Source organism: Pseudonocardia sp. ZF1 (assembly GCF_056835605.1).
The window spans coordinates 836,818-855,047 of sequence record NZ_JAJNBY010000001.1; the positions used below are offsets into that span (position 1 = coordinate 836,818).

Consider the following 18,230-nt stretch of genomic DNA (forward strand, 5'->3'; position numbering starts at 1 on the left):
CGCTCATGATCCACCGGGCAGTGCTGGGGCAGCGGGAGCCTGCGCAGCAGCCCCCCGGGACGTCGTCCACGCCGCGTCGATCGCCTTCCGTGCGACCTCCTCCGACCCCGGCATCAGGTGCCCGTAGGTCGTCAGAACCAGCGTCGCGTTCTCGTGACCGAGCAGCTCGGCGACGGCGACCGGGCCGGAGCCCGACGCCAGCAGCAGCGACGCGTAGTGGTGCCGCAGGTCGTGCGTGGTGACGTGGCTCGGCAGCGCGGCCGGGGCATCCTCACCGGTGCGGCGCGCCTCGACGGTCTCGCGCTCGATCCGCTCCCGCACCCGGGTCACGGTCCGGGCGAACACCTTGTTGGCGTACCAGTCGTGATCGATCGGCAGCCCGGAAGAGGTGTGGAACAGCAGCCCGTCGGCGGCCGGGTCGAACGCACGCAGGTGCTCGGCGAGCGCGCGGGCCACCATGTCCGGCAGCGGCAGGGTCCGGCGGGACCGCGGCGTCTTCGGCTCGACCCGCTCCCGGGTGTCCCGCTCGATCTGGTGCTCGATCCGCACGGTGCGCCGGAGGAAGTCAACGTCCTGCACCCGCAGTGCCAGCAGTTCCCCGATGCGCAGCCCGAGGCCGGCCTGTGCGGCCACCATCGCCCGGTACCGCGGCCCGATCTCGTCGTGCAGCGCGGCGACCTGGTCGACGGTCAGCGGCACGATGCGTTCCCGCTCGACCCGGGGCAGGGCGACCTTGACGAACGGCGACGCCGGGATGACCCGGTCCAGGACCGCGGCGTTCAGCGCTGACCGCAGGAGGCCGGCCAGGTTCCGCACGGTGCGGGGTGCGAGGACGGCCGAGCGGTCGGTCACCCACCCCTGCACCTCGGACGGCTTGAGCGCGGCGACCCGCCGCGACCCGATCGCGGTCGCCTCGATGTGGTTCACGATGTCGGACTCGACTCGCTCGGCGGTGCGGCGCTTGTGCCGGCGGGTGGCGACGTAGGCGCGGACCAGCTCGGTCACGGTGGTGTCGTCGGTCGGGTCGACCCATGCGCCGCGGTTGACCGCGGACTCGAGCTCGACGAGCTTGCGCTGCGCGATGACCTTCGTGTCGTACGCGCCGCCGTCACGCTCCCGGCCGTCCACCTGGTACTTGACCTGCCAGCGCTTGCCCTTGCCGCGTCGGGCGGGGTCGCGCCAGCGGTCCCGGATGTGCCCCATCAGATTCCCTCGACCCGGACCCGCAGCTCCGCAGGAAGCTCCGGCAGGGGCAGGCCGCGTTCGGTCATCTCCTTGCGGTGAGACCGCAGCAACTCGACATCGGACTCAGCTCCCGCGTCGTGCGTCGCGCGGAACTGTTTGATCATGTCAACGCTTTCGGCGGCCCCGGGGATGTCGTCCAGGCCCGCGCGTTCTGCGGACTCCCTGGCCTGCTGAAGCTTGCCTAGCAGGGTTGCCTGCCGGACGTTCGTCGCCCAGCGCTGAACCAGCAGCTGATGCCTGCGGAGCCGTTCTACGTCGTCTCCCGCCTCGAGGTACGTCTGCGTGCTCTGCTCACCCAACGCGTGCAGCGGGTCATCGTCGAAGAGCCGCCCCTCGAACCAGGTCAGTGCCTCCCCTGGCTCGGCCAGTACTCCAGGCATGACCTCGATCCGATCGGTCCGGCCCGGTGGGAACAGCAGGCTCAACGGCGGGACCTCCAGCACCGAAGCGATGGCGAACAGCTCTCCTACGGAGATGGTCGGCCGGCGTCCGGTTTCCAGGTTGGACAGCACGGGCCGTGCGATCGCGACGCCCACTGCGGCCAGACGGTCGCTGAGCTGCTGAATCGACAGCTTGCGCGCCTGCCGGACGCGGCGGATCTCGGCGGCGATGACCTCGATCAAGCTGCCTGGCCAGCGCGACGGCAGTTGGGACATGAGATCGCACCGTACAGCACCACTTGCAACCTAGGAACACTCTGCGGCATGCTGCGTCACTGCTAGATCAGATCGCTATCCGACAGGAGAAACGCGATATGAGATCCCAGAAGCCCGTCACGCTGGACGATCGGATTGGCGATCTGATGCGCGAGCAGGAGACGGCGGAGCTGCTCGGCCTGAACCCGGGGACGTTGCGCAACATGCGCTCCCGCCGTGAGGGGCCGCCGTACATCCGGGTCGGTCGCTCGATCCGCTACTCGCGGTCCGCCATGCGCAAGTGGCTCGACGAGCAGACCGTCAGCGGCGGTGCGGCGTGAACCGGCCCCGGAACGACAGCGGGGCCGCCGGCTTGCACCCGGTCGGCCCCGCTCGGAACGCAGACGCCGCCGCCAAGCCGCACCCGCACGACCACGGTAGCGGGGACCTGCGTCCGCACCAACTGGTCGAACGCCTGCGTGCGGCGCTGACGCCCGTGCAGTTGGCCGTCGCGATCGCCGGCTGCCGCGTGTCGGGCGAGTACATCGCCGCGGTCACGGCCGGCCTGGATCTGGCGTGGCTGCGCTGGTACCGGTCCGAGGAGCTGGCCCAGGCCGGCCGCGAGATCGCCGCCAGTCTGCCTCCGGGGTGGACGTCGCAGAACCTGCCCCACGAGGAGCTGATGCGGCGCCGGTGGCCGCCGACCGGTGATCCCCAGACCTGGGCCCGCTACGGCCCGGCCGGACCGCCGGATGCCCGGGCGGTGGTCGCGTGACCGACCCGAACAGCACTCCGGCCGAGCCGGGTGCGACGCATACCGGCGGGGGCGAGAAGAAGGCGACGACGCCGCAGCCGACGGTGAGCACAGAGCTGGTCAGGCGGGCGAAGCGCCACTACCGGTTCCTGCAGGGCGAGGAGGGCACCCCGTACGCGGTCGCAGCCGGGGCGAAGAGTCCGAACGTGGTGCTGCCGTTGCGCGGCCGAGACGGCGTCCGCCAGCGCCTGGCCCGCGACTACTACGAGACCCGCAAGGCGGTCCCGTCCGGCGCGGCTCTGGCCGACGCGCTCGCCGTGCTCGAGGGGGAGGCAGCGGCCCAGCCGCGTGAGCGGGTCGCGCTGCGTCTGGCCCGGCACGGCGACACGATCGTGATCGACAGGGGCGACCCGGACGGGCGACACATCGTCGTGCGGCCCGGCGGCTGGACCTACCCGAACGCGGGCCAGCGCTCCCCGGTGCTGTTCCGACGGACCGCCCTGACCGGAGAGCTGCCCGTACCCCGTCGCGGGTTCGACGTCGAGGGGCTGGCCGAGCTGGTCAACGCCGACCGTTCGACGGTGCGCCTGCTGATCGCGTGGCTGGTGTCCGCGCTGATCCCGGAGATCCCGCACCCGATCCTCGCGGTGTTCGGTGAGCAGGGGACGGCCAAGACCACGCTGATGCGGCTGCTCTCGATGCTGATCGACCCGTCGCCGGCGCCGACCCGCACCGCGCCCCGAGACCTCGGGGTGTGGGCGGTGACGGCGTCGGGGTCGTGGCTGGTGGCGCTCGACAACCTGTCGAGCGTCCCGGACTGGTTGTCTGACGCGCTGTGCCGGGCGGTGACCGGGGACGCGCTCACGACCCGCGCGCTCTACAGCGACGGCGACATCCACGTCATGGAGTTCCGCCGGGTCATCGCGCTGACCAGCATCGACGCGGGCGCTCTCCGCGGGGACCTCGGCGAGCGACTGCTGCCGATCGAGCTGCAGCGCATCAATCCCGGCAAGCGCCGTACCGACGCCGGCGTCGCGGAGGAGTTCGCCGCCGCGGCGCCTGGGCTGCTCGGCGGTCTGCTCGACCTGCTCGCCGAGGTCCTGGACGTCCTGCCCGACGTGCACCCGGCCGAGCTGGGCCGCATGGCCGACTTCACCCGGGTCCTGGTCGCTGTCGACGCGGTCAAGGGCTGGACCACGGCGACGACCTACACCGAGTCCGCCCGCGACATCGCCGAGTCGGTCGTCGAGTCCGACCCGTTCGCTACTGCGCTGCGCACGCTCGGCAGCGTCACGGAGGTCACCGCCGCCGAGTTGTTGTCGAAGCTGAACGCGGTGCTCGACGACAAGCCGCCGCGCGGCTGGCCGCGGACTCCGCGCGGTGCGTCAGGCGCCCTCAAGCGCGTCACGCCGGCCCTGCGTGAGCTGGGGTGGGAGATCACGCACGACCGGAAGCCCGGCGGCAACCGGGATCGGATCGTCACGCTGAAGAGTCCAGCAGGTGCGAATGACGGTCCCAACGGTCCCGACCGTCCCGACGCCACCGCTGACCAGGGAGAGCGCCGGGACGGTTCGCGAACCGGGCAGGCCGACCTACTCGACGACGCCGGGACGGTTGACGACCCGGCCGGGACGGTTCGGGACGATGCCGACCTGCAACCGTCCCGAGCGAAAGGCCGCTCTGACCTGCACCGACACCCGAACCGGAACGGTGGGGACGGTCGGGACGGTCCGACCCCCGAAGTGGACAGCTCCCGGCCCCGCGACACGTGGCGCGGCTCCGGTCTCCCGGTCGGCGGTGTCCGGTGATGGCCCCCCAGCACGCGGTCGACGGCGAGGACGACGACCGCGCCGAGCACGTCCGCGGCCCGGTCCCACGGCCGCACCCGCGGTCGTGCACCGGCTGGACGACTCCGCCCGGTGCGGACCGGCCGCGGGCGTGCCCGGTGTGCCGGCCGTGGTTGGCGGGTGAGCGTCCTCGGCCGCCGACGGCGGAGGAGTTGGCCGCGGCTCGGGCCCGCCGCCCGGACCGTCCGATCCGAGGAGGGAGGAGATCTACGTGACCATCCCCGACCCCGACCAGCCGTTCACCGCGGACGCGTTGGCCGACGCGCTGATCGGCCGGGCCGGGTGGGTGTGTCCGACCTGTGTCCCGCGGGCGATCTCGGTCCGCGCCGGCCCGCACGGACTCGCGATCGAGATCGTCCACGCCCCTCGCTGCCCGACGGCGGCGCTGTTCATCACCGACCCCGTACCGCCCCTCACCGGAGGACCCACCAGATGACCACCACCCTGCCCACGACCGCCCCGACGCCGGCCCCCGCCCGGGTCCCGCTCCCGGCGGTGGTCGCCGAGATCACCAACGGCCCCGTCGGCGGCCCGGACTCCGGGCCCGTGCTGGTGCACGGCGCCCACCTGGTCCGCGACGTCGTCGACCGGCTCCTGGTCGCCGGGGTCACCCCGCCCGCGGCGACGCTGCGCGCGCTGGCCCTCGACGACGAGATCGCCTCCGCGCTGACGCAGCCGACCCCGGCGGTGGACCTGCTCGCCGAGCGGGACCTGACCGGGGTCGACGGCGCCGAGGTCGCCGACTGGATCACCGCCGAGGCGCGGGCGTCGTCGGTGCAGACCGGCCGGATCGCCGCCGCGGTCGCCGGGCAGCTCCTCGACCGCGCCGCAGCCGCCCTGTTCGATGACTTCGACGCCCTGGTGGCCGCGCTGCGCCCGCAGTTCGATCCCGCCGCCCGCGTCATGAGCGAGGCCACGACGGCCGGTGTGCACCCCGGGATGAGCGCCGAGGACGTCGTCGACGACGACACCCTCGTCACGCACTGGCGCGCGATCGGCCCGGCCGTGGAGGTCCTCGACCGGACCGAGGACCTGTGGCACCGCCTGGCCCTGGTCGCCGGCGTCCCGCTGGGCACCGACGAGCGGGCCCGCCGCGGCCGCGCGGTGTGGCTCGCCGCCGCCGCCGACGGGCCGCCGCGCCTGCTGCAGCTCGCCGACCGCGCCCCGGCCGAGGTGGACCCCGACGTGCGGGTGGGGCGGCTCGGGCACCGGCGCTCCGGGACCGCGACGGTGGTGCAGCGCGAGATCGTCGACGCCAGCGAGGCCCGCTCGATTGAGCAGGAGGACCGCCGCCGCGCCGCCCGCCACGCGATCGGCACCGGCCCCGCCGACACCACCAAAGACGACGCCGACACCGGCGCGGCGGTCGCGACCACGGGTGGCTCCCGGTGACCGGGCCGCGCCCGCAGCGACGAGGGCTGGCCGGGTTCGCCGCGGACATCGCCGACCGTCACCGCCCCACCGAGACCGACCCGGCTCCCGGCCCTCGACCACCGGCCCCCGCACCCGAGCCGGGGGAGGCGCCGCCCACGGGTGAGGTGCAGCCGTCGGGGATCCGGGACGCTCTCGGCCTGCCCGACGGCGCGACGCCCGACGAGGTGTTCGCTGCGTTCACCGCGACGATGGACGACGCCGACGCCGAGCACGCCGCCGCGCTGACCGCGGCCCTGCCCGACGGGGTGGTCGCGGTGCCCCGGACCGAGTTCGAGCGGCTGCGCACCGAGGCCGGCCTACCCGCCGAGATCGCCGCCCAGCGCGACCAGCGCGCCCGCGCCTCGGTCATCGACGCCGCGATCGGTCGTGGCGCCGTCGCTCCCGCCCAGCGCGAGGGCTACCTGCGGGCGCTGGCCGCGGACTTCGACACCACCGCCGCGGCGCTGTCAGCCCTGCCGAACGAGCGCGCCGTCCCGCTCGCCGAGGTCGGCCACGGCCAGGCCCACGACACCACCGAGACCGGGGACGGCTGGTTCGACCAGACCCCGCCACCCCGACCGCAGCACTGACCCCACCCACCCCCGGAGAGGACTCCCACCCATGAGCACTCACACCCCGTTCGTCACGCCGCTGGTCTCGCGCGTCGCGGCCGAGCTCGGCGTCGACCTGGACACGGTGACCGGCACCGGCACCGGCGGACGCATCACCACCGGCGACGTCCGCGCCGCCGCTGCAGGCCACGCCACCACCCCGGCACCGGCCGCGCCTGAGCGCGCCGAGACCGACGACTCCTGGTTCCCCGGGGTCGGAACCCCCGACATCCCGGCCTGACCGGCTCTGGACTGTCCTGGCCCTCGGAGGGGCGGTAGGGGCGTCAACGTCGCCGGGTGGGCCCGCTGCATGACGGGCCCACGACAGCCGGAGCGATGGGCGCACACCCGTCTGAATGGCGCCCCGGGCGTCTGCCCGGGCGTCGGGTGACCCCAGCACCCCACCCCCCGCCGAGCCCGGCCAGGACCGCGGCGTGAAGCCCGCCGGGCCCGCTGCCCACTGGGTGCAGCAGGGCGTGACCGCCGGAGGTATGGACGCACCGCACCCGGCCGAGAGGTGATCGGCCAGCACCACCGCGTGCGGATGGTCCAGCGCCGCACCAGTCCGGCCCGGACCCCGGATCTCCACCGGGGTCCGGGCCGGACACCCCACCACCAGCACGACGCACGACACCAGCACGAGGGAGGGCCGGATGCCCAGGCGTGGCACGACCAGCGAGCGCGGCTACGACCACCGACACAAGGCCGTGGCCCGTCGGCTCAAGGCGGAGCTGGTCGACGGTGACGCGTGTTGCCGGTGCGGTGGTCCGATGTACCGGTGGCAGCTTGACGTCGGGCGCAACGACATGCGCGGCCTCGACGCCGACCACCACGCACAGGCCCGAGTCCTCGGCGGTGACCTGCCCGACGCGCTCTGTCACAGGCGCTGCAACCGCTCGGCCGGCGCGACCCTGGGCAACCAGCTCCGCGGCCGGGCACGACGCCCCACACCACCGCGACCACGGCTCAAGCAGTGGTGATCACGTGCCGACAGACGATCATCACCGCCCCGACCGGCCGCGACGCCCTGACCAGGGCAAACGCAGCGCCTGAACGTCGATCATGCCTCTGACCTGGGAAAATCCAGGAACTTTGCGGGCGACCCCGCACTGGCCCGCAAATTATCTCCCCGCGACCTGAAATCAACGGGCCCCAGCGCCCGCAGAAGGGACCCCGACCATGCCCGCCCCACCCCGCATCCCGCGCCCACCGGCGGGCACCCGCGCCGCCGGGAAGCGCCTGTGGACATCGATCCTGGACCGCTACGAGCTGGAGGAGCACGAGCTGGCCCTGCTGGTCGAGATGGTCCGCACCGTCGACGTCCTGACCGTGCTCGACCAGACCGTCCGCGAGGAGGGCGTCACCATCAGCGGCGGGGAGTCCGGCCCGAAGGTCCACCCCGCCGTGATCGAGGCCCGCCAGCAGCGCCAGGCCCTCGCCCGGCTGCGCGCCGCGCTGCGCCTGCCCGAGGAGGAGGAGTCCGGCGCCGACCGCCGGCCCCAGCGGCGCGCGGTCCGCGGCGCCTACGGCCCCCGGGCGGTGTCCTGATGCGCCGTCGCACCGACACCCCCGCCGCCCCGCCGCCGCGCGCGGCCCGCACCGGCGCCGCCTCGGTCCCGGTCGTGCCCGGGGAGTTGCCCGTCGAGTTCTGGCGGCTGGTCGATGACCCGCCCCCGCCGATGCGGCCCCGCGACTGGCACGACCCCGACCGGCGTGAGCGCCGCGGTGCCCACACCCGCGCCATGCTCGACCTCGCCGGTGCCGCCGGGGTCGACATGGCCGCGATGATCACCGCGCTGCGCGCGCACCACAACCCGACCGAGATGGACTGCCCCTGCCCCACCCACCGGGCCGGTGCCCGGTGAGGCGCCGCACCGCCGGGCCCGGCCCGGCCGGACTCCCGGCCGCGTTCTGGTCGGCCCTCGACGACCCCGCCCCCGGCACGCACAAGCGCGCCCTGGCCCTCGCCGCCGCGGCCGGCGTCGGCCCGATCGCCGCGCTGCGCCTGGCCGTCGTGCACCGCCGCGGCGGACCCGTGGCGTGGGACCCGACCCGCTGCCCCTGCCCCCTCCACGACGGCTGACCCGCCGCCGTCACCGGCACCTCGAGCTACGACCGCCCGCCCCGGGAACCTCCGGCGGCGGGCGGTCCCATGCCCAGGGACCCCCGTCCGGAGCCGGTGGGAGTCCGACGGGAGGACGGGAGTTCTCCCGCGGCGGGTCCCACCACCCCGCCGCCCCGCCGGACGTGCGCTGACGGCCGCTACGGGAGGCGCTGTGCGGGCCTGTGCACCCGGCCGGGAGCGACCTATCCATCGACCCGCGGCGGCGCGCGGGACTCCCACACGGACCGTCTGAGCCCCGGGGAGTCGTAGGACTCGATAGCCGATAGAGACCAGGTCGGACAGCGGATCCGGTCGCTAGCGCCGTCGATAGACCTATCGGGGCGGGTAGCCGACGAGCTACCACCCACCTACCCGCCCACCTACCGGCTGACCTGCCGGAACCCGCTCGGGTAGGTGACGCGTCCAGTCGGGTGCTCGATGCCGTTTCCCCTGGTCGACCTCCCCGGGAGCCGGTGACGGGTGGCCTGACCTACCTGACCCCGTCCTGACCGGCGGGTCAGGTGCTCGGTCAGGTGCCCCGACAGCAGGAACGCCCCGACCTGACCGTGACGCAGGTGGTCACGCGGTCGGGGCGTTCCCCAGGTCGCACCCCGGGCGGTGCGGGCTGCGGTCGTCGGTCAGGTCACCAGGTACCGCGGTCGGTGATGGCCTGGGCCGCGGCGGCGGCCAGCAGCTCCCGCAGGGTGTGGGCCTCCTCGGGGCTCACCTTCACCGGCGGGCCGCCGGCGACCGCGAACGTGAGGTCCCCGGTCGCGGCCTGCACCTGCATCACGATCATCACCTCCTGGTCGAGCAGGTTGCGGACCCGCTGCCGCCACACCCGTCGTGGCTCCCGCGGCCGGTCGCGCCTCACCGGTCGCGCCGGAACCGTCGGCGGGCCTCGCGGCGGACCCGGCGCCGCCACGACCACTCCGTGACGGCCCACCCGCCCAGGGCGCCGGCCGCCGCGGCCGTGAGGACCGCGGCGGCCAGAGCGCCGGTCACCGGGCGAGCCGGTAGCGGCGGGACACCTCGACCCGGAAGCGGCGCGGCTCCCCGGACCGGTCCGGCTGCTCGGGCACCGACCCGACCGCGGTCCGGCAGACGTGCTCGACCGGGGCGTCGTCGACGAGGCACCCGGGCAGGCACTCCCGCCCCTTGATCACCCGCCGGACCGGCCGCCCGGTCTGCTCCCGGTCCACCCACCCGGCCACCCGGTCCGCGCCGGTCCGCCGGGCGCTCACCGGGCGCCCCTGACGACCGCGGCGGCCAGGGCTTCGACCAGCTCGCCCACCCGCTCCAGCGGGAGGACGACCGGGTCATCCCGCCAGCCGCCCGCCTCGTCCAGGTCCACGACCAGCACGTTGCGGTCCGGTCCGTACCGGTCCACCTCGACGGCCACCCGCCGGTCCCGCCCGCACACGTCGCGGTGGGCGACCACGCCCGCCCGGGCGATGCACAGGTGGTCCGGACCGGGCGCGGTCCGGCAGTCCGGCAGACACCCGGACCGGTCCGGTCCGGACCCGGTCTCCCGGAAGCCGCCCGATCCACCCGCCGGTCCGTCGCGCCGCTCACCCGGTCCAGTACCGGTCCGCCCAGTCTGGGTGTCCTCGCTCCCAGTCTCGTCGGCCAGCACGCCGAGCCCGCACCCGGCGCAGCCGAGGACCTGCGGCACGGTGTCCTGCGGGGTAGCGACCCGCCACCCGCACAGCGCGTCGTGCACCGCCGGCGGGACGACCGGGATGCCCTCGACCCGCCGCAGTCCCTGCCCGGGCCGCGGCCCCTGGCCGGCGTCCAGCGCGTCGGCGAGCGCGCGAAGACCAGCCGCGGCCTCGCCGAGGCGCAGGGGCCGCTCCCACCGGGCCATCACCGACCACCACCACGGCGGGCCGGGCTGTCCGGCCCTGCCCCGACGCGGCCGATCGACTCGCCGAGCTGCGCCCGGGTCAGGCGCTCGATGTGGCGCGACACCTCGGTCCCCGACACCGCCGTGTACTTGCGGGTCATGTCCACCGAGGCATGCCCCATCACGTCGGCCTGCCGGAACACGTCGGCGTCGATCTCGTGATAGCTGGTGCCGAACCGGTGACGCAGCTGGTGCGCGGTCGCCCGCACCCCGATCTCGGCCAGGAACCGGTTGATCAGCTGCGACACCCGGTCCGGGGAGTGATGCCCGCCGTCGAGTGGGCGCGGGAACAGCGGCCCCCGCGGGCCCCGCAGGAACCCGCCGAGCACGATCATCAGGTCCGACCCGACCGGGACGATCCGCTGGTGCCCGCCCTTCCCGGTCACGTGCAGCAGCCCTGTGCCGTCACGGCGCTCCTCGACGTCGAGGGTGCGCAGCCACGCCACCTCGCAGCAGCGCAGGCCCCCGCAGCCCATCAGCGCCAGCCACGCGTACAGCTCGGGCCGGTTCGTCGCGCACGCCAGCGCGAGCTGGTAGTCGCGCTGCAGCACCGGGCGCGGCAGGGTCCGCGGGACCTTCGGGCGCGACAGCAGCACGGTCGGGTCGTCGGTACGCACCTGCGGGCGCGACATCGACTGGCACCACCGGTAGAAGCTGCGCAGCATCGACGCCTGCGAGTTGCGACCCTCCGGCGACAGATGCGCCAGACCGTCGTAGTAGCGCAGCACCTCCAGCTCGCTGGCCTCGGCGATCGGGACCGGCTCCATGCGGCGGGCGTAGGCGGTGAGCTGCACCCGGCGCAGGCGCAAGGTGTTCGGGCGCCACCGGTCACGGTGGAACCCCAGGAACCGCTCGATCACCTCGGCGTTGGACAGCCGCACCCGGGCATCGACCAGGTGCGGGCCGGAGGTGACGTCGTCGAGATAGGTCGGCGCCAGCATCGGCTCGGCGCGGCGAGGGTGGCTCATCACCGACCACCCGCCAGACGGGCCCGCTCGGCATCGATCCGGGCCACGACGGCGTCGACACCTGGGCCGTGCACGTGCTCGACGATCAGGGCGCGCGCGTCGGCGAGCACGATGTCGGTCTCGGCGGTGGCCGGCCACCCCGCGAGCGCCATCGGCGCCGCGGCGTCCGGGGCCCGGTGGATCGCCTGGGCCATGAGCTCGGCGAAGGCCAGGGAGTAGACGACGTCGTGGACCCGGGCCCCGTTCATCACGGCCGGGACGTCCTCGACGTGGACCAGGACCTCGTCGGGCAGCACGGGCCCGTCCGGGTAGATCACGGTGTCGTTGCGCAGGACCGCGATGTAGGCCAGGTCCGGGTCGTCGAGCACGACACGCACGTGCTCCCGGCGGAACGTCTGCCCGGCCGCGGCGAGCACGGGCAGGTCGTGGTCGGACGGCGCGCCGCACCACTCGGGGCAGGGCGGCGGGTTGAGGCCGGCGTACGCGCCGGCGTCGGGGATAGTGCTCACGGGTCAGTCCTCCACGGGGGCTGATCAAGGGCCCGGCCGACGTTCGTAGCGTCGTGTCCGGGCCCGCCTTCGTTTGCGAGGGCGGGTGATCAGCAGGAGGGGTGGACCCCGTGTCCGGTGTGGACTCTCTTGGGCAGTGGTGGGGCAGTGGCAGAGGTGGACGGGCCGGGGGAGCGCGTGACCGCGAGTGACAAGCCGTGATGAGTGTTCCGGCAGGTCAGACCGCGTGTCACGCGCGTCCCGGCAGGTAGTCCAGTCGGACCAGAAACGCCAGTCAGGCGTTGCCGTCGAACAGGCTCGTGACCGAGCCGTCCTCGAACACCTGGTGGATCGCCTCGGCCAGCAGCGGGGCGATCGGCAGCACGGTCATGCTGTCGAACCGCTTCTCGGCCGGGATCGGCAGCGAGTCGGTGAAGATGACCTCCGACGCGCCGCAGTTCGCGAGGCGCTCGGTGGCCGGGCCGGACAGCACGCCGTGGGTGGCGGCCACGATCACGTCCGAGGCGCCCTCCTTGAGGAGCACCTCGACCGCCTTCGCGACGGTGCCACCGGTGTCGATCATGTCGTCGATGACGACGCAGCAGCGGCCCTCGATCTCACCGACGACCCGGTTCGCGACGGCCTCGTTCGGCTTGCGCGGGTCGCGCGTCTTGTGGATGAACGCCAGCGGGGTCCCGCCGAGGGTCTCGGCCCAGCGCTCGGCCAGGCGCACCCGGCCGGAGTCGGGGGAGACGACCGCGAAGTTGTCGGTCGGCCGGGTGCTCTTGATGTGCTGGGCGAGCACCGGCAGCGCGAACAGGTGGTCGACGGGGCCGTCGAAGAAGCCCTGGATCTGCGACGTGTGCAGGTCCACGGTCAGGATCCGGTCGGCACCGGCGGTCTTGAACATGTCCGCGACCAGGCGGGCCGAGATGGGCTCGCGGCCGCGGTGCTTCTTGTCCTGACGGGCGTAGCCCCAGAACGGCATGACCGCGGTGATCCGCTTGGCCGACCCGCGCTTGAGCGCGTCGACCATGATCAGCTGCTCCATGATCGCGTCGTTGATCGGGGCGGAGTGCGCCTGGATCACGAACGCGTCGCTCCCGCGGACCGACTCCTCGAAGCGGCAGAAGATCTCACCGTTCGCGAAGGAGTAGGCGGACTGCGGGGTGACCGTGACGTCGAGCTCCTTCGCCACGTGCTCGGCGAGCTCCGGGTGCGCCCTCCCCGAGAACAGCATCATGTTCTTCTTGGGAGTGCCTGCGATCGCGCTCACCGTGCGGTGCCTCCTCGGCTGAGGTCTCTCGGGTCCGTCGTACCGGCGGAGGTGGTGTGACCTGCGCCGTCGTTGCTGGTCGTGCCGTTCGTGGACGGGTCGCTGCCCGCCCGCTGTGCCGCCTCGGCGGCGGGGGTGCCGGGCCGCTTGCGCGGCACCCACCCCTCGATGGTGCGCTGTGCTCCACCCGACACCGCGAGCGCCCCCGGCGGGACGTCGTCGCGGAGCACGGTCCCGGCGCCGGTGTAGGCGCCGTCCCCGACCGTGACCGGGGCGATGAACATGGTGTCCGACCCGGTCCTCACGTGGGATCCGACGACGGTCCGCTGCTTGCGGACGCCGTCGTAGTTGACGAACACCGACGAGGCGCCGATGTTGCTCATCTCGCCGATCGTCGCGTCCCCGACGTAGGTCAGGTGCGGGACCTTGGTGCCCGCGCCGATGTCGGAGTTCTTGACCTCGACGAACGTGCCGATCTTGCCGCGCTCGCCGAGTACGGCGCCCGGGCGCAGGTAGGCGAACGGCCCGACCGAGGCGCCGGGCCCGATCCGGGACTCCGACCCGTGGGTGCGGACGACGCTCGCGCCGGCCCCGACGACGGTGTCGGTCAGCGTGGTGTCGGGCCCGATCACCGCGGCCTCGTCGACCTCGCACGCGCCGTGCAGCTGGGTGCCCGGGTGCAGGACGACGTCGCGCGCGAGCCGCACGCCGACGTCGACCCGGGTGGTGGCGGGGTCGACCACGGTGACCCCGGCCAGCATCCACTCCCGCAGCACGCGGCGGTTCAGCTCCGCGCCGAGCTCGGCGAGCTGGACGCGGTCGTTCACACCGCGCACGCGCCACTCGTCGTCGCAGCGGACGGCGTGCACCGTGCGGTCCGCGGCGACGGCGGCGGCGACCAGGTCGGTGAGGTAGAGCTCCTGCTGGGCGTTGTGCGCGGCCAGGCCCGCGATGCCCGCGCGCAGGAACGCGGCGTCGAAGGCGTAGACGCCGGAGTTGACCTCCGCGATGGCACGCTGCTCCGGTGTCGCGTCGGTCTGCTCGACGATCCCGGTGACGGCTCCGTCGGCGGTGCGCACGATCCGGCCGTAGCCGGTGGGGTCGGCGACCTCGCAGGTCAGCAGGGTGACCGCGGCGCCGTGGTCGGCGTGCTCGGTGACCAGCGCGGACAGGGTCGCGGTGTCGAGCAGCGGGACGTCGCCGTAGGTGACCAGGACGGTGCCGGTCAGGTCCGCGGGGAGCGGGGTGAGGCCGCTGCGGACCGCGTCGCCGGTGCCGAGGCGCTGCTCCTGGACGGCGGTGGTGACGGTGCGTCCGAGGGCGGCGGAGATGCCGTCGACGGCCTGCTCCACCCGCTCGCGCTCGTGTCCGACGACGACCACGAGGTGCTCGGGGGCGGTACCGGCCAGTGCGTGCACCGCGTGGCCGAGCATGCTGCGCCCGCCCAGCTCGTGGAGCACCTTCGGCGTCGACGACCGCATCCGCGAACCCGCGCCCGCCGCGAGGACGATGCCGGCTGCGACCGTCGCGGATCCGGGTGCCGGTCGGTCACCGGTGCCGGCCCGGTCGGGTTCGGGCATGTTCGGTTCCTCCTGCCGGACTCGCCGCCCGTGCCGGGCGGAGGACGCGGGGCGCGCCGTGCCGGTACGGCATCGTACGGGGACGGCCCCGGGTGACCCGGCGGGCCCGTCGCGCCCGCGGTGACGCCGTCGTAAACCCAAGATCAACCCTTCGGGTGGTAACCGGTCGGGTGCCGGTCTCGTTCCACCGTTCAGACGACGGTGACCGGCCGGTCACCGTCCGCGATGATGAGCGGAGTGCGATGACGCGCGAGGTCGAGGGACGCCGTCGGCGGCCCCGGGTGATGACGGTCCTGGCCACGGTGGTGGCCCTGGTGCTGGCCGGGCTGACCGCCGGGATGATCGGGACCGCGTCCGCGGCGCCGACGGAGTCCGACCGGGGCGGCCCGGGTCGCGCCGAGGGGACGCCCTGCTCGGCGGCCGCGCGCGCCTGCGTGGACCTCGCGAACAGCACGGCGTGGCTGATCCGCGACGGGAGGATCGAGGCCGGGCCGGTCCCGGCGTCGTTCGGGAAGAAGGGCCAGCGCACCCCGGCCGGCGTCTTCCAGGTCCAGTGGAAGAACAAGGACCACCGCAGCGCGGAGTTCAACAACGCACCGATGCCGTTCGCGGTCTTCTTCGCCCCCGGCGGCATCGCCTTCCACGAGGGCAACACCGAGACCGAGTCCGCGGGCTGCGTCCGGCTGTCCCGCGCGAACGCCGAGCGCTGGTTCAACTCGCTGCAGGTCGGCGACCGGGTCGAGGTCACCAACATCCCGCAGTGACCGGAGGCGTTTCGCGGTCCGGGGTGGCGGGAACGGCTGGGGCGGAGAAGACTGCCGAGTGATCGGTTGTGCAAAATCGGTCCCCACGACACGGAGGTAACGATGCCCACGCGCAGCGCCCGCACCGCATGGAACGGCTCTCTGGAGCAGGGATCCGGCCAGGTCGAGCTGTCCAGCTCCAAGGTCGGTACCTACGAGGTCAGCTTCCCCAAGCGCGCCGCGGACGAGGCCGGTGGCACCACCAGCCCGGAGGAGCTCATCGCCGCGGCGCACTCCGCCTGCTACGCGATGCAGCTCTCGGCGAACATCGCCGAGGCGGGTGGGACCCCCGAGTCCCTCGACGTCTCGGCCGACGTCTCGCTCGGCCCGGACAAGGACAACGGCGGCTTCAAGCTGACCGGCATCACGCTGAAGGTCCGCGGTGAGGTCACCGGACTCGACGCCGACGGCTTCGCCAAGGCCGCGGAGGCCGCCAAGGCTGGCTGCCCCGTGTCGAAGGCGCTGACCGGCGTCGAGATCACGCTGGACGCCGCGCTGGAGAGCTGAGACCCGGCACGTCGCGACGCCCTCGACCGGATCCCGGTCGGGGGCGTCGTCGTGTCCCGGGGTCAGCCGTCGAGCCCGTCCAGCACCGTCCGCGACGGCACGAAGAACGTGCAGCCCGTCGTCGGGGTCGAGTAGTCGAGGATGCGGTCGTGCAACGGCGGCGGGTCGCCGACGAACATCCGCCGCAGCATCGTCTCGACCACCCACAGGTGCCGGCTGTAGCCGATGAAGTAGGTGCCGTACTCGCCCCGTCCCGGCGCGGCGAACGGCATGTTGTCCCGCAGGATGTCGTGCTCGACGCCGTCGTCGTCGGTGATCGTGCACAGCGTCTTGTGCGACTTCTGGCCCTCCTCGGCGTCCGGCAGCTCCACCCCGTCGAACTTGGTCCGCCCGACGATCTCCTCCTGGGTGGCCACGCTCTGCCCGCGCCAGGCGGTCATGTCGTGCAGGTACCTCTGCACGACGACGTAGCTGCCGCGGGCGTGTGCCGGGTCCTCCTCGCCGACCAGGGTCGCGGCCGGGAGGCCCGCCCCGTCCGGGTTGGCCGTCCCGTCGGCGAAGTCGAGCAGGTCCCGGCCGTGCCGGTAGCGGAAGCCGGCGGTCTCGTCGACGGTGGTGACGGTGTCGCCGAAGGCCTCCAGCAGCATCATCTCGAACCGCACGATCAGGTCCGTGGTGTCCGCCCGCAGGTGGTAGAGCAGGTCCCCCTCGGTGGCGACGGCGGTGTGGCTCGCGCCGGTGATCTCGCGGAACGGTGCGAGCTCGCGCGGCGGCGGCCCGCCGACGACCCGTTCCCACACCCGGTGCCCGATCCCGACGGTGCAGTGGAACGCCGCCCCGTCGGCGCCGATGCGGACGTTCCTGACGAGGTCGGAGGTCGCGGCGAGTGTCGACCGGACCCTGGCGTCGGAGTCCGGCCCGTCGCCCACCCGCAGGACGAGGAAGGCAGCCGCGGCGGTGAGCGGGGCGGTGACGTCCTGGGGCTCCGGTGGTGGGACTGCGCGTTCGGTCGCCTGGGTCACACCGCCGGAGCGTAGCGACCCCGTGGCTACGGTGGGGCCGTGACGACCCCGCCCTCCCGGCACCGCGGCATCGTCCTGTTCGGCCCCGGCGCGGGCGGCGACCCCGGCCGCTACGCCACGCTGACCGGTGCGCTGCGTGCCGCCGGGTGGGACGTCCTCGCCCCGCCCGCGGAGCGGTTCGCCCCCGCGACCGTGACGCCCGGGCAGCTGCGGGCGCGGGTCGCGCTGTTGCACGACGCGCTCGCCGTGCACCCGGACCGCGACGCCCTGCCCGTCGTCGCGGTGGGGCACTCGATCGGCGGGTGGGCGGCGCTCTGCCTCGCCGGTGCCCGCCCGTGCACCCGCGACGGCGCGGAGCTCGCGGTGCCCGCCGAGCCCCGGGTGTCGCGGCTCGTCGCGATCGCGCCGCCGGTGGGCTGGTTCGCCGCGCCCGGCGCGCTCGCGGCCGTGACGGTGCCGGTCGCGGTGCACGTCGGAGCGGCGGACGTGGTGACGCCGCCGTCGTCGACGGAGCTGCTGCGCGCCGCGCCCGGTCCGGTGACGGTCACCGTGCACGAGGGCGTCGGGCACTTCGACGTCGCCATGACCGAGCTGCCGCCGGGGGAGCGCCCGGCGGCCGGGCTCGACCACCGGGCGTTCCTGGACCGGCTGGCCGCCGCCGTCGCCGGGTTCCTCGCCACCCCGTGACCCGGGCCGGGCGGTCCGCCGGCCGCGGGGGTCGACGTCGGAACCGGATGTCGGGGGGGAGCGGTGTGCGGCCCGGACGGGGAGAGCCTGCCGGGCCGTTCCCAAGTCAGCAGCCTGCTCCGCCGCCAGGATTCGAACCTGGACCATCGGAACCAAAATCCTGGCCGTGCTCGACGCTGATGCGCGTCGCGGCAGGTCAGGGGATGGGGTCCGTCCAGGACCGTCCGTGGCGGACCGGCCCAGGGCTCTCTGACTGATGTCGGTTGGTGATGTCAGGCTGCGCCTGCCCCGCTTGCCAGTGCCATCCCGTCGACCTGCTGCAAGCCGACCGCGCGGGCGGCCGTGGGCGGCCCTCGACGCAACCGCCGGCCGACGTCGTCAAGC

25 protein-coding genes are annotated in these 18,230 nt (G+C 74.1%); 14 read left to right on the top strand and 11 right to left on the bottom strand.

Annotated elements, in window-relative coordinates:
* Nucleotides 1-3: 3 nt before the first annotated feature.
* Together ZF1_RS04200 and ZF1_RS04205 are read right to left on the bottom strand one after the other, a co-directional pair.
* Nucleotides 4-1,203, bottom strand: a complete 1,200-nt coding sequence (locus ZF1_RS04200; protein ID WP_482636523.1) for a tyrosine-type recombinase/integrase — start codon at nt 1,201-1,203, stop codon at nt 4-6.
* Complete coding sequence (locus ZF1_RS04205; protein ID WP_482636524.1) at nt 1,203-1,901, bottom strand: helix-turn-helix domain-containing protein; 699 nt, start codon at nt 1,899-1,901, stop codon at nt 1,203-1,205. Before ZF1_RS04205 ends, ZF1_RS04200 begins: the two co-directional genes overlap by 1 nt.
* Nucleotides 1,902-2,047: 146 nt before the next feature.
* Between ZF1_RS04205 and ZF1_RS04210 the strand changes: the two genes are divergently transcribed.
* The 11 genes from ZF1_RS04210 (at nt 2,048) to ZF1_RS04260 (ending at nt 8,588) form a co-directional block, all read left to right on the top strand.
* Nucleotides 2,048-2,221, top strand: coding sequence for a helix-turn-helix domain-containing protein (locus tag ZF1_RS04210; RefSeq protein ID WP_482636525.1), 174 nt, complete (start codon nt 2,048-2,050; stop codon nt 2,219-2,221).
* Nucleotides 2,222-2,376: 155 nt separating this feature from the next.
* Nucleotides 2,377-2,655, top strand: a complete 279-nt coding sequence (locus ZF1_RS04215; protein WP_482636526.1) for a hypothetical protein — start codon at nt 2,377-2,379, stop codon at nt 2,653-2,655.
* Complete coding sequence (locus ZF1_RS04220) at nt 2,652-4,442, top strand: hypothetical protein (RefSeq protein ID WP_482636527.1); 1,791 nt, start codon at nt 2,652-2,654, stop codon at nt 4,440-4,442. Before ZF1_RS04215 ends, ZF1_RS04220 begins: the two co-directional genes overlap by 4 nt.
* Nucleotides 4,443-4,692: 250 nt before the next feature.
* Nucleotides 4,693-4,917, top strand: a complete 225-nt coding sequence (locus ZF1_RS04225; protein ID WP_482636528.1) for a hypothetical protein — start codon at nt 4,693-4,695, stop codon at nt 4,915-4,917.
* Nucleotides 4,914-5,873, top strand: a complete 960-nt coding sequence (locus ZF1_RS04230; protein ID WP_482636529.1) for a hypothetical protein — start codon at nt 4,914-4,916, stop codon at nt 5,871-5,873. The genes ZF1_RS04225 and ZF1_RS04230 overlap by 4 nt, the downstream gene beginning before the upstream one ends.
* Entirely contained in the window at nt 5,870-6,484 is a 615-nt protein-coding gene (locus ZF1_RS04235; RefSeq protein ID WP_482636530.1) for a phage protease, read from the top strand. Before ZF1_RS04230 ends, ZF1_RS04235 begins: the two co-directional genes overlap by 4 nt.
* A 31-nt stretch (nt 6,485-6,515) precedes the next feature.
* Nucleotides 6,516-6,746 carry an E3 binding domain-containing protein gene (locus ZF1_RS04240; protein ID WP_482636531.1) on the top strand — a complete coding sequence of 77 codons (231 nt, stop codon included), beginning with the start codon at nt 6,516-6,518 and terminating at the stop codon, nt 6,744-6,746.
* 412 nt (nt 6,747-7,158) lie between these two features.
* Nucleotides 7,159-7,485 carry a hypothetical protein gene (locus ZF1_RS04245; RefSeq protein WP_482636532.1) on the top strand — a complete coding sequence of 109 codons (327 nt, stop codon included), beginning with the start codon at nt 7,159-7,161 and terminating at the stop codon, nt 7,483-7,485.
* Between the two features lie 199 nt (nt 7,486-7,684).
* On the top strand, nt 7,685-8,053 hold the full coding sequence (locus ZF1_RS04250) for a hypothetical protein (protein WP_482636533.1): 369 nt from the start codon (nt 7,685-7,687) through the stop codon (nt 8,051-8,053).
* The gene (locus ZF1_RS04255; protein ID WP_482636534.1) at nt 8,053-8,370 is read left to right on the top strand and encodes a hypothetical protein; all 318 of its coding nucleotides are present in this window, start codon (nt 8,053-8,055) and stop codon (nt 8,368-8,370) included. Before ZF1_RS04250 ends, ZF1_RS04255 begins: the two co-directional genes overlap by 1 nt.
* Nucleotides 8,367-8,588 (top strand): hypothetical protein, encoded by a 222-nt coding sequence (locus ZF1_RS04260; protein ID WP_482636535.1) that lies wholly within the window; start codon nt 8,367-8,369, stop codon nt 8,586-8,588. Before ZF1_RS04255 ends, ZF1_RS04260 begins: the two co-directional genes overlap by 4 nt.
* 664 nt (nt 8,589-9,252) lie before the next feature.
* On the opposite strand, the gene ZF1_RS04265 is transcribed toward ZF1_RS04260, so the two are convergent.
* The 8 genes from ZF1_RS04265 to glmU form a co-directional block, all read right to left on the bottom strand.
* A complete protein-coding gene (locus ZF1_RS04265) occupies nt 9,253-9,483 on the bottom strand; it encodes a hypothetical protein (RefSeq protein ID WP_482636536.1) in 231 nt (76 codons plus the stop codon).
* On the bottom strand, nt 9,480-9,614 hold the full coding sequence (locus ZF1_RS04270) for a hypothetical protein (protein WP_482636537.1): 135 nt from the start codon (nt 9,612-9,614) through the stop codon (nt 9,480-9,482). The genes ZF1_RS04265 and ZF1_RS04270 overlap by 4 nt, the downstream gene beginning before the upstream one ends.
* Nucleotides 9,611-9,853 (bottom strand): hypothetical protein, encoded by a 243-nt coding sequence (locus tag ZF1_RS04275; protein WP_482636538.1) that lies wholly within the window; start codon nt 9,851-9,853, stop codon nt 9,611-9,613. Before ZF1_RS04275 ends, ZF1_RS04270 begins: the two co-directional genes overlap by 4 nt.
* On the bottom strand, nt 9,850-10,476 hold the full coding sequence (locus tag ZF1_RS04280) for a hypothetical protein (protein WP_482636539.1): 627 nt from the start codon (nt 10,474-10,476) through the stop codon (nt 9,850-9,852). Before ZF1_RS04280 ends, ZF1_RS04275 begins: the two co-directional genes overlap by 4 nt.
* Nucleotides 10,476-11,483 (bottom strand): tyrosine-type recombinase/integrase, encoded by a 1,008-nt coding sequence (locus tag ZF1_RS04285; RefSeq protein WP_482636540.1) that lies wholly within the window; start codon nt 11,481-11,483, stop codon nt 10,476-10,478. The genes ZF1_RS04280 and ZF1_RS04285 overlap by 1 nt, the downstream gene beginning before the upstream one ends.
* Nucleotides 11,483-11,992 carry a hypothetical protein gene (locus ZF1_RS04290; RefSeq protein WP_482636541.1) on the bottom strand — a complete coding sequence of 170 codons (510 nt, stop codon included), beginning with the start codon at nt 11,990-11,992 and terminating at the stop codon, nt 11,483-11,485. Before ZF1_RS04290 ends, ZF1_RS04285 begins: the two co-directional genes overlap by 1 nt.
* A 274-nt stretch (nt 11,993-12,266) precedes the next feature.
* Nucleotides 12,267-13,247, bottom strand: coding sequence for a ribose-phosphate diphosphokinase (locus ZF1_RS04295; protein ID WP_062400231.1), 981 nt, complete (start codon nt 13,245-13,247; stop codon nt 12,267-12,269).
* Nucleotides 13,244-14,728 carry a bifunctional UDP-N-acetylglucosamine diphosphorylase/glucosamine-1-phosphate N-acetyltransferase GlmU gene (glmU, locus tag ZF1_RS04300; RefSeq protein WP_251787082.1) on the bottom strand — a complete coding sequence of 495 codons (1,485 nt, stop codon included), beginning with the start codon at nt 14,726-14,728 and terminating at the stop codon, nt 13,244-13,246. Before glmU ends, ZF1_RS04295 begins: the two co-directional genes overlap by 4 nt.
* Nucleotides 14,729-15,069: 341 nt before the next feature.
* Between glmU and ZF1_RS04305 the strand changes: the two genes are divergently transcribed.
* Complete coding sequence (locus tag ZF1_RS04305; RefSeq protein WP_168172174.1) at nt 15,070-15,591, top strand: L,D-transpeptidase; 522 nt, start codon at nt 15,070-15,072, stop codon at nt 15,589-15,591.
* 102 nt (nt 15,592-15,693) lie between these two features.
* Entirely contained in the window at nt 15,694-16,137 is a 444-nt protein-coding gene (locus ZF1_RS04310; protein WP_482636542.1) for an OsmC family peroxiredoxin, read from the top strand.
* A 62-nt stretch (nt 16,138-16,199) separates the two neighbouring features.
* Here ZF1_RS04310 and ZF1_RS04315 read toward each other — a convergent pair whose 3' ends face one another.
* Entirely contained in the window at nt 16,200-17,159 is a 960-nt protein-coding gene (locus ZF1_RS04315) for a Dyp-type peroxidase (protein WP_482636543.1), read from the bottom strand.
* Nucleotides 17,160-17,198: 39 nt separating this feature from the next.
* On the opposite strand from ZF1_RS04315, the gene ZF1_RS04320 reads away from it, so the two are divergent.
* Nucleotides 17,199-17,846, top strand: coding sequence for an alpha/beta hydrolase (locus ZF1_RS04320; RefSeq protein WP_405419384.1), 648 nt, complete (start codon nt 17,199-17,201; stop codon nt 17,844-17,846).
* The last annotated feature ends 384 nt before the right edge of the window (nt 17,847-18,230 follow it).

Coding starts and splice junctions, on each gene's coding strand:
- ZF1_RS04200 (WP_482636523.1), bottom strand. CDS start 1,203: ATGGGGCACATCCGGGACCGCTGGCGCGACCCCGCCCGACGCGGCAAG.
- ZF1_RS04205 (WP_482636524.1), bottom strand. CDS start 1,901: ATGTCCCAACTGCCGTCGCGCTGGCCAGGCAGCTTGATCGAGGTCATC.
- ZF1_RS04210 (WP_482636525.1), top strand. CDS start 2,048: ATGCGCGAGCAGGAGACGGCGGAGCTGCTCGGCCTGAACCCGGGGACG.
- ZF1_RS04230 (WP_482636529.1), top strand. CDS start 4,914: ATGACCACCACCCTGCCCACGACCGCCCCGACGCCGGCCCCCGCCCGG.
- ZF1_RS04240 (WP_482636531.1), top strand. CDS start 6,516: ATGAGCACTCACACCCCGTTCGTCACGCCGCTGGTCTCGCGCGTCGCG.
- ZF1_RS04245 (WP_482636532.1), top strand. CDS start 7,159: ATGCCCAGGCGTGGCACGACCAGCGAGCGCGGCTACGACCACCGACAC.
- ZF1_RS04250 (WP_482636533.1), top strand. CDS start 7,685: ATGCCCGCCCCACCCCGCATCCCGCGCCCACCGGCGGGCACCCGCGCC.
- ZF1_RS04255 (WP_482636534.1), top strand. CDS start 8,053: ATGCGCCGTCGCACCGACACCCCCGCCGCCCCGCCGCCGCGCGCGGCC.
- ZF1_RS04280 (WP_482636539.1), bottom strand. CDS start 10,476: ATGGCCCGGTGGGAGCGGCCCCTGCGCCTCGGCGAGGCCGCGGCTGGT.
- ZF1_RS04285 (WP_482636540.1), bottom strand. CDS start 11,483: ATGAGCCACCCTCGCCGCGCCGAGCCGATGCTGGCGCCGACCTATCTC.
- glmU (WP_251787082.1), bottom strand. CDS start 14,728: ATGCGGTCGTCGACGCCGAAGGTGCTCCACGAGCTGGGCGGGCGCAGC.
- ZF1_RS04305 (WP_168172174.1), top strand. CDS start 15,070: ATGACGCGCGAGGTCGAGGGACGCCGTCGGCGGCCCCGGGTGATGACG.
- ZF1_RS04310 (WP_482636542.1), top strand. CDS start 15,694: ATGCCCACGCGCAGCGCCCGCACCGCATGGAACGGCTCTCTGGAGCAG.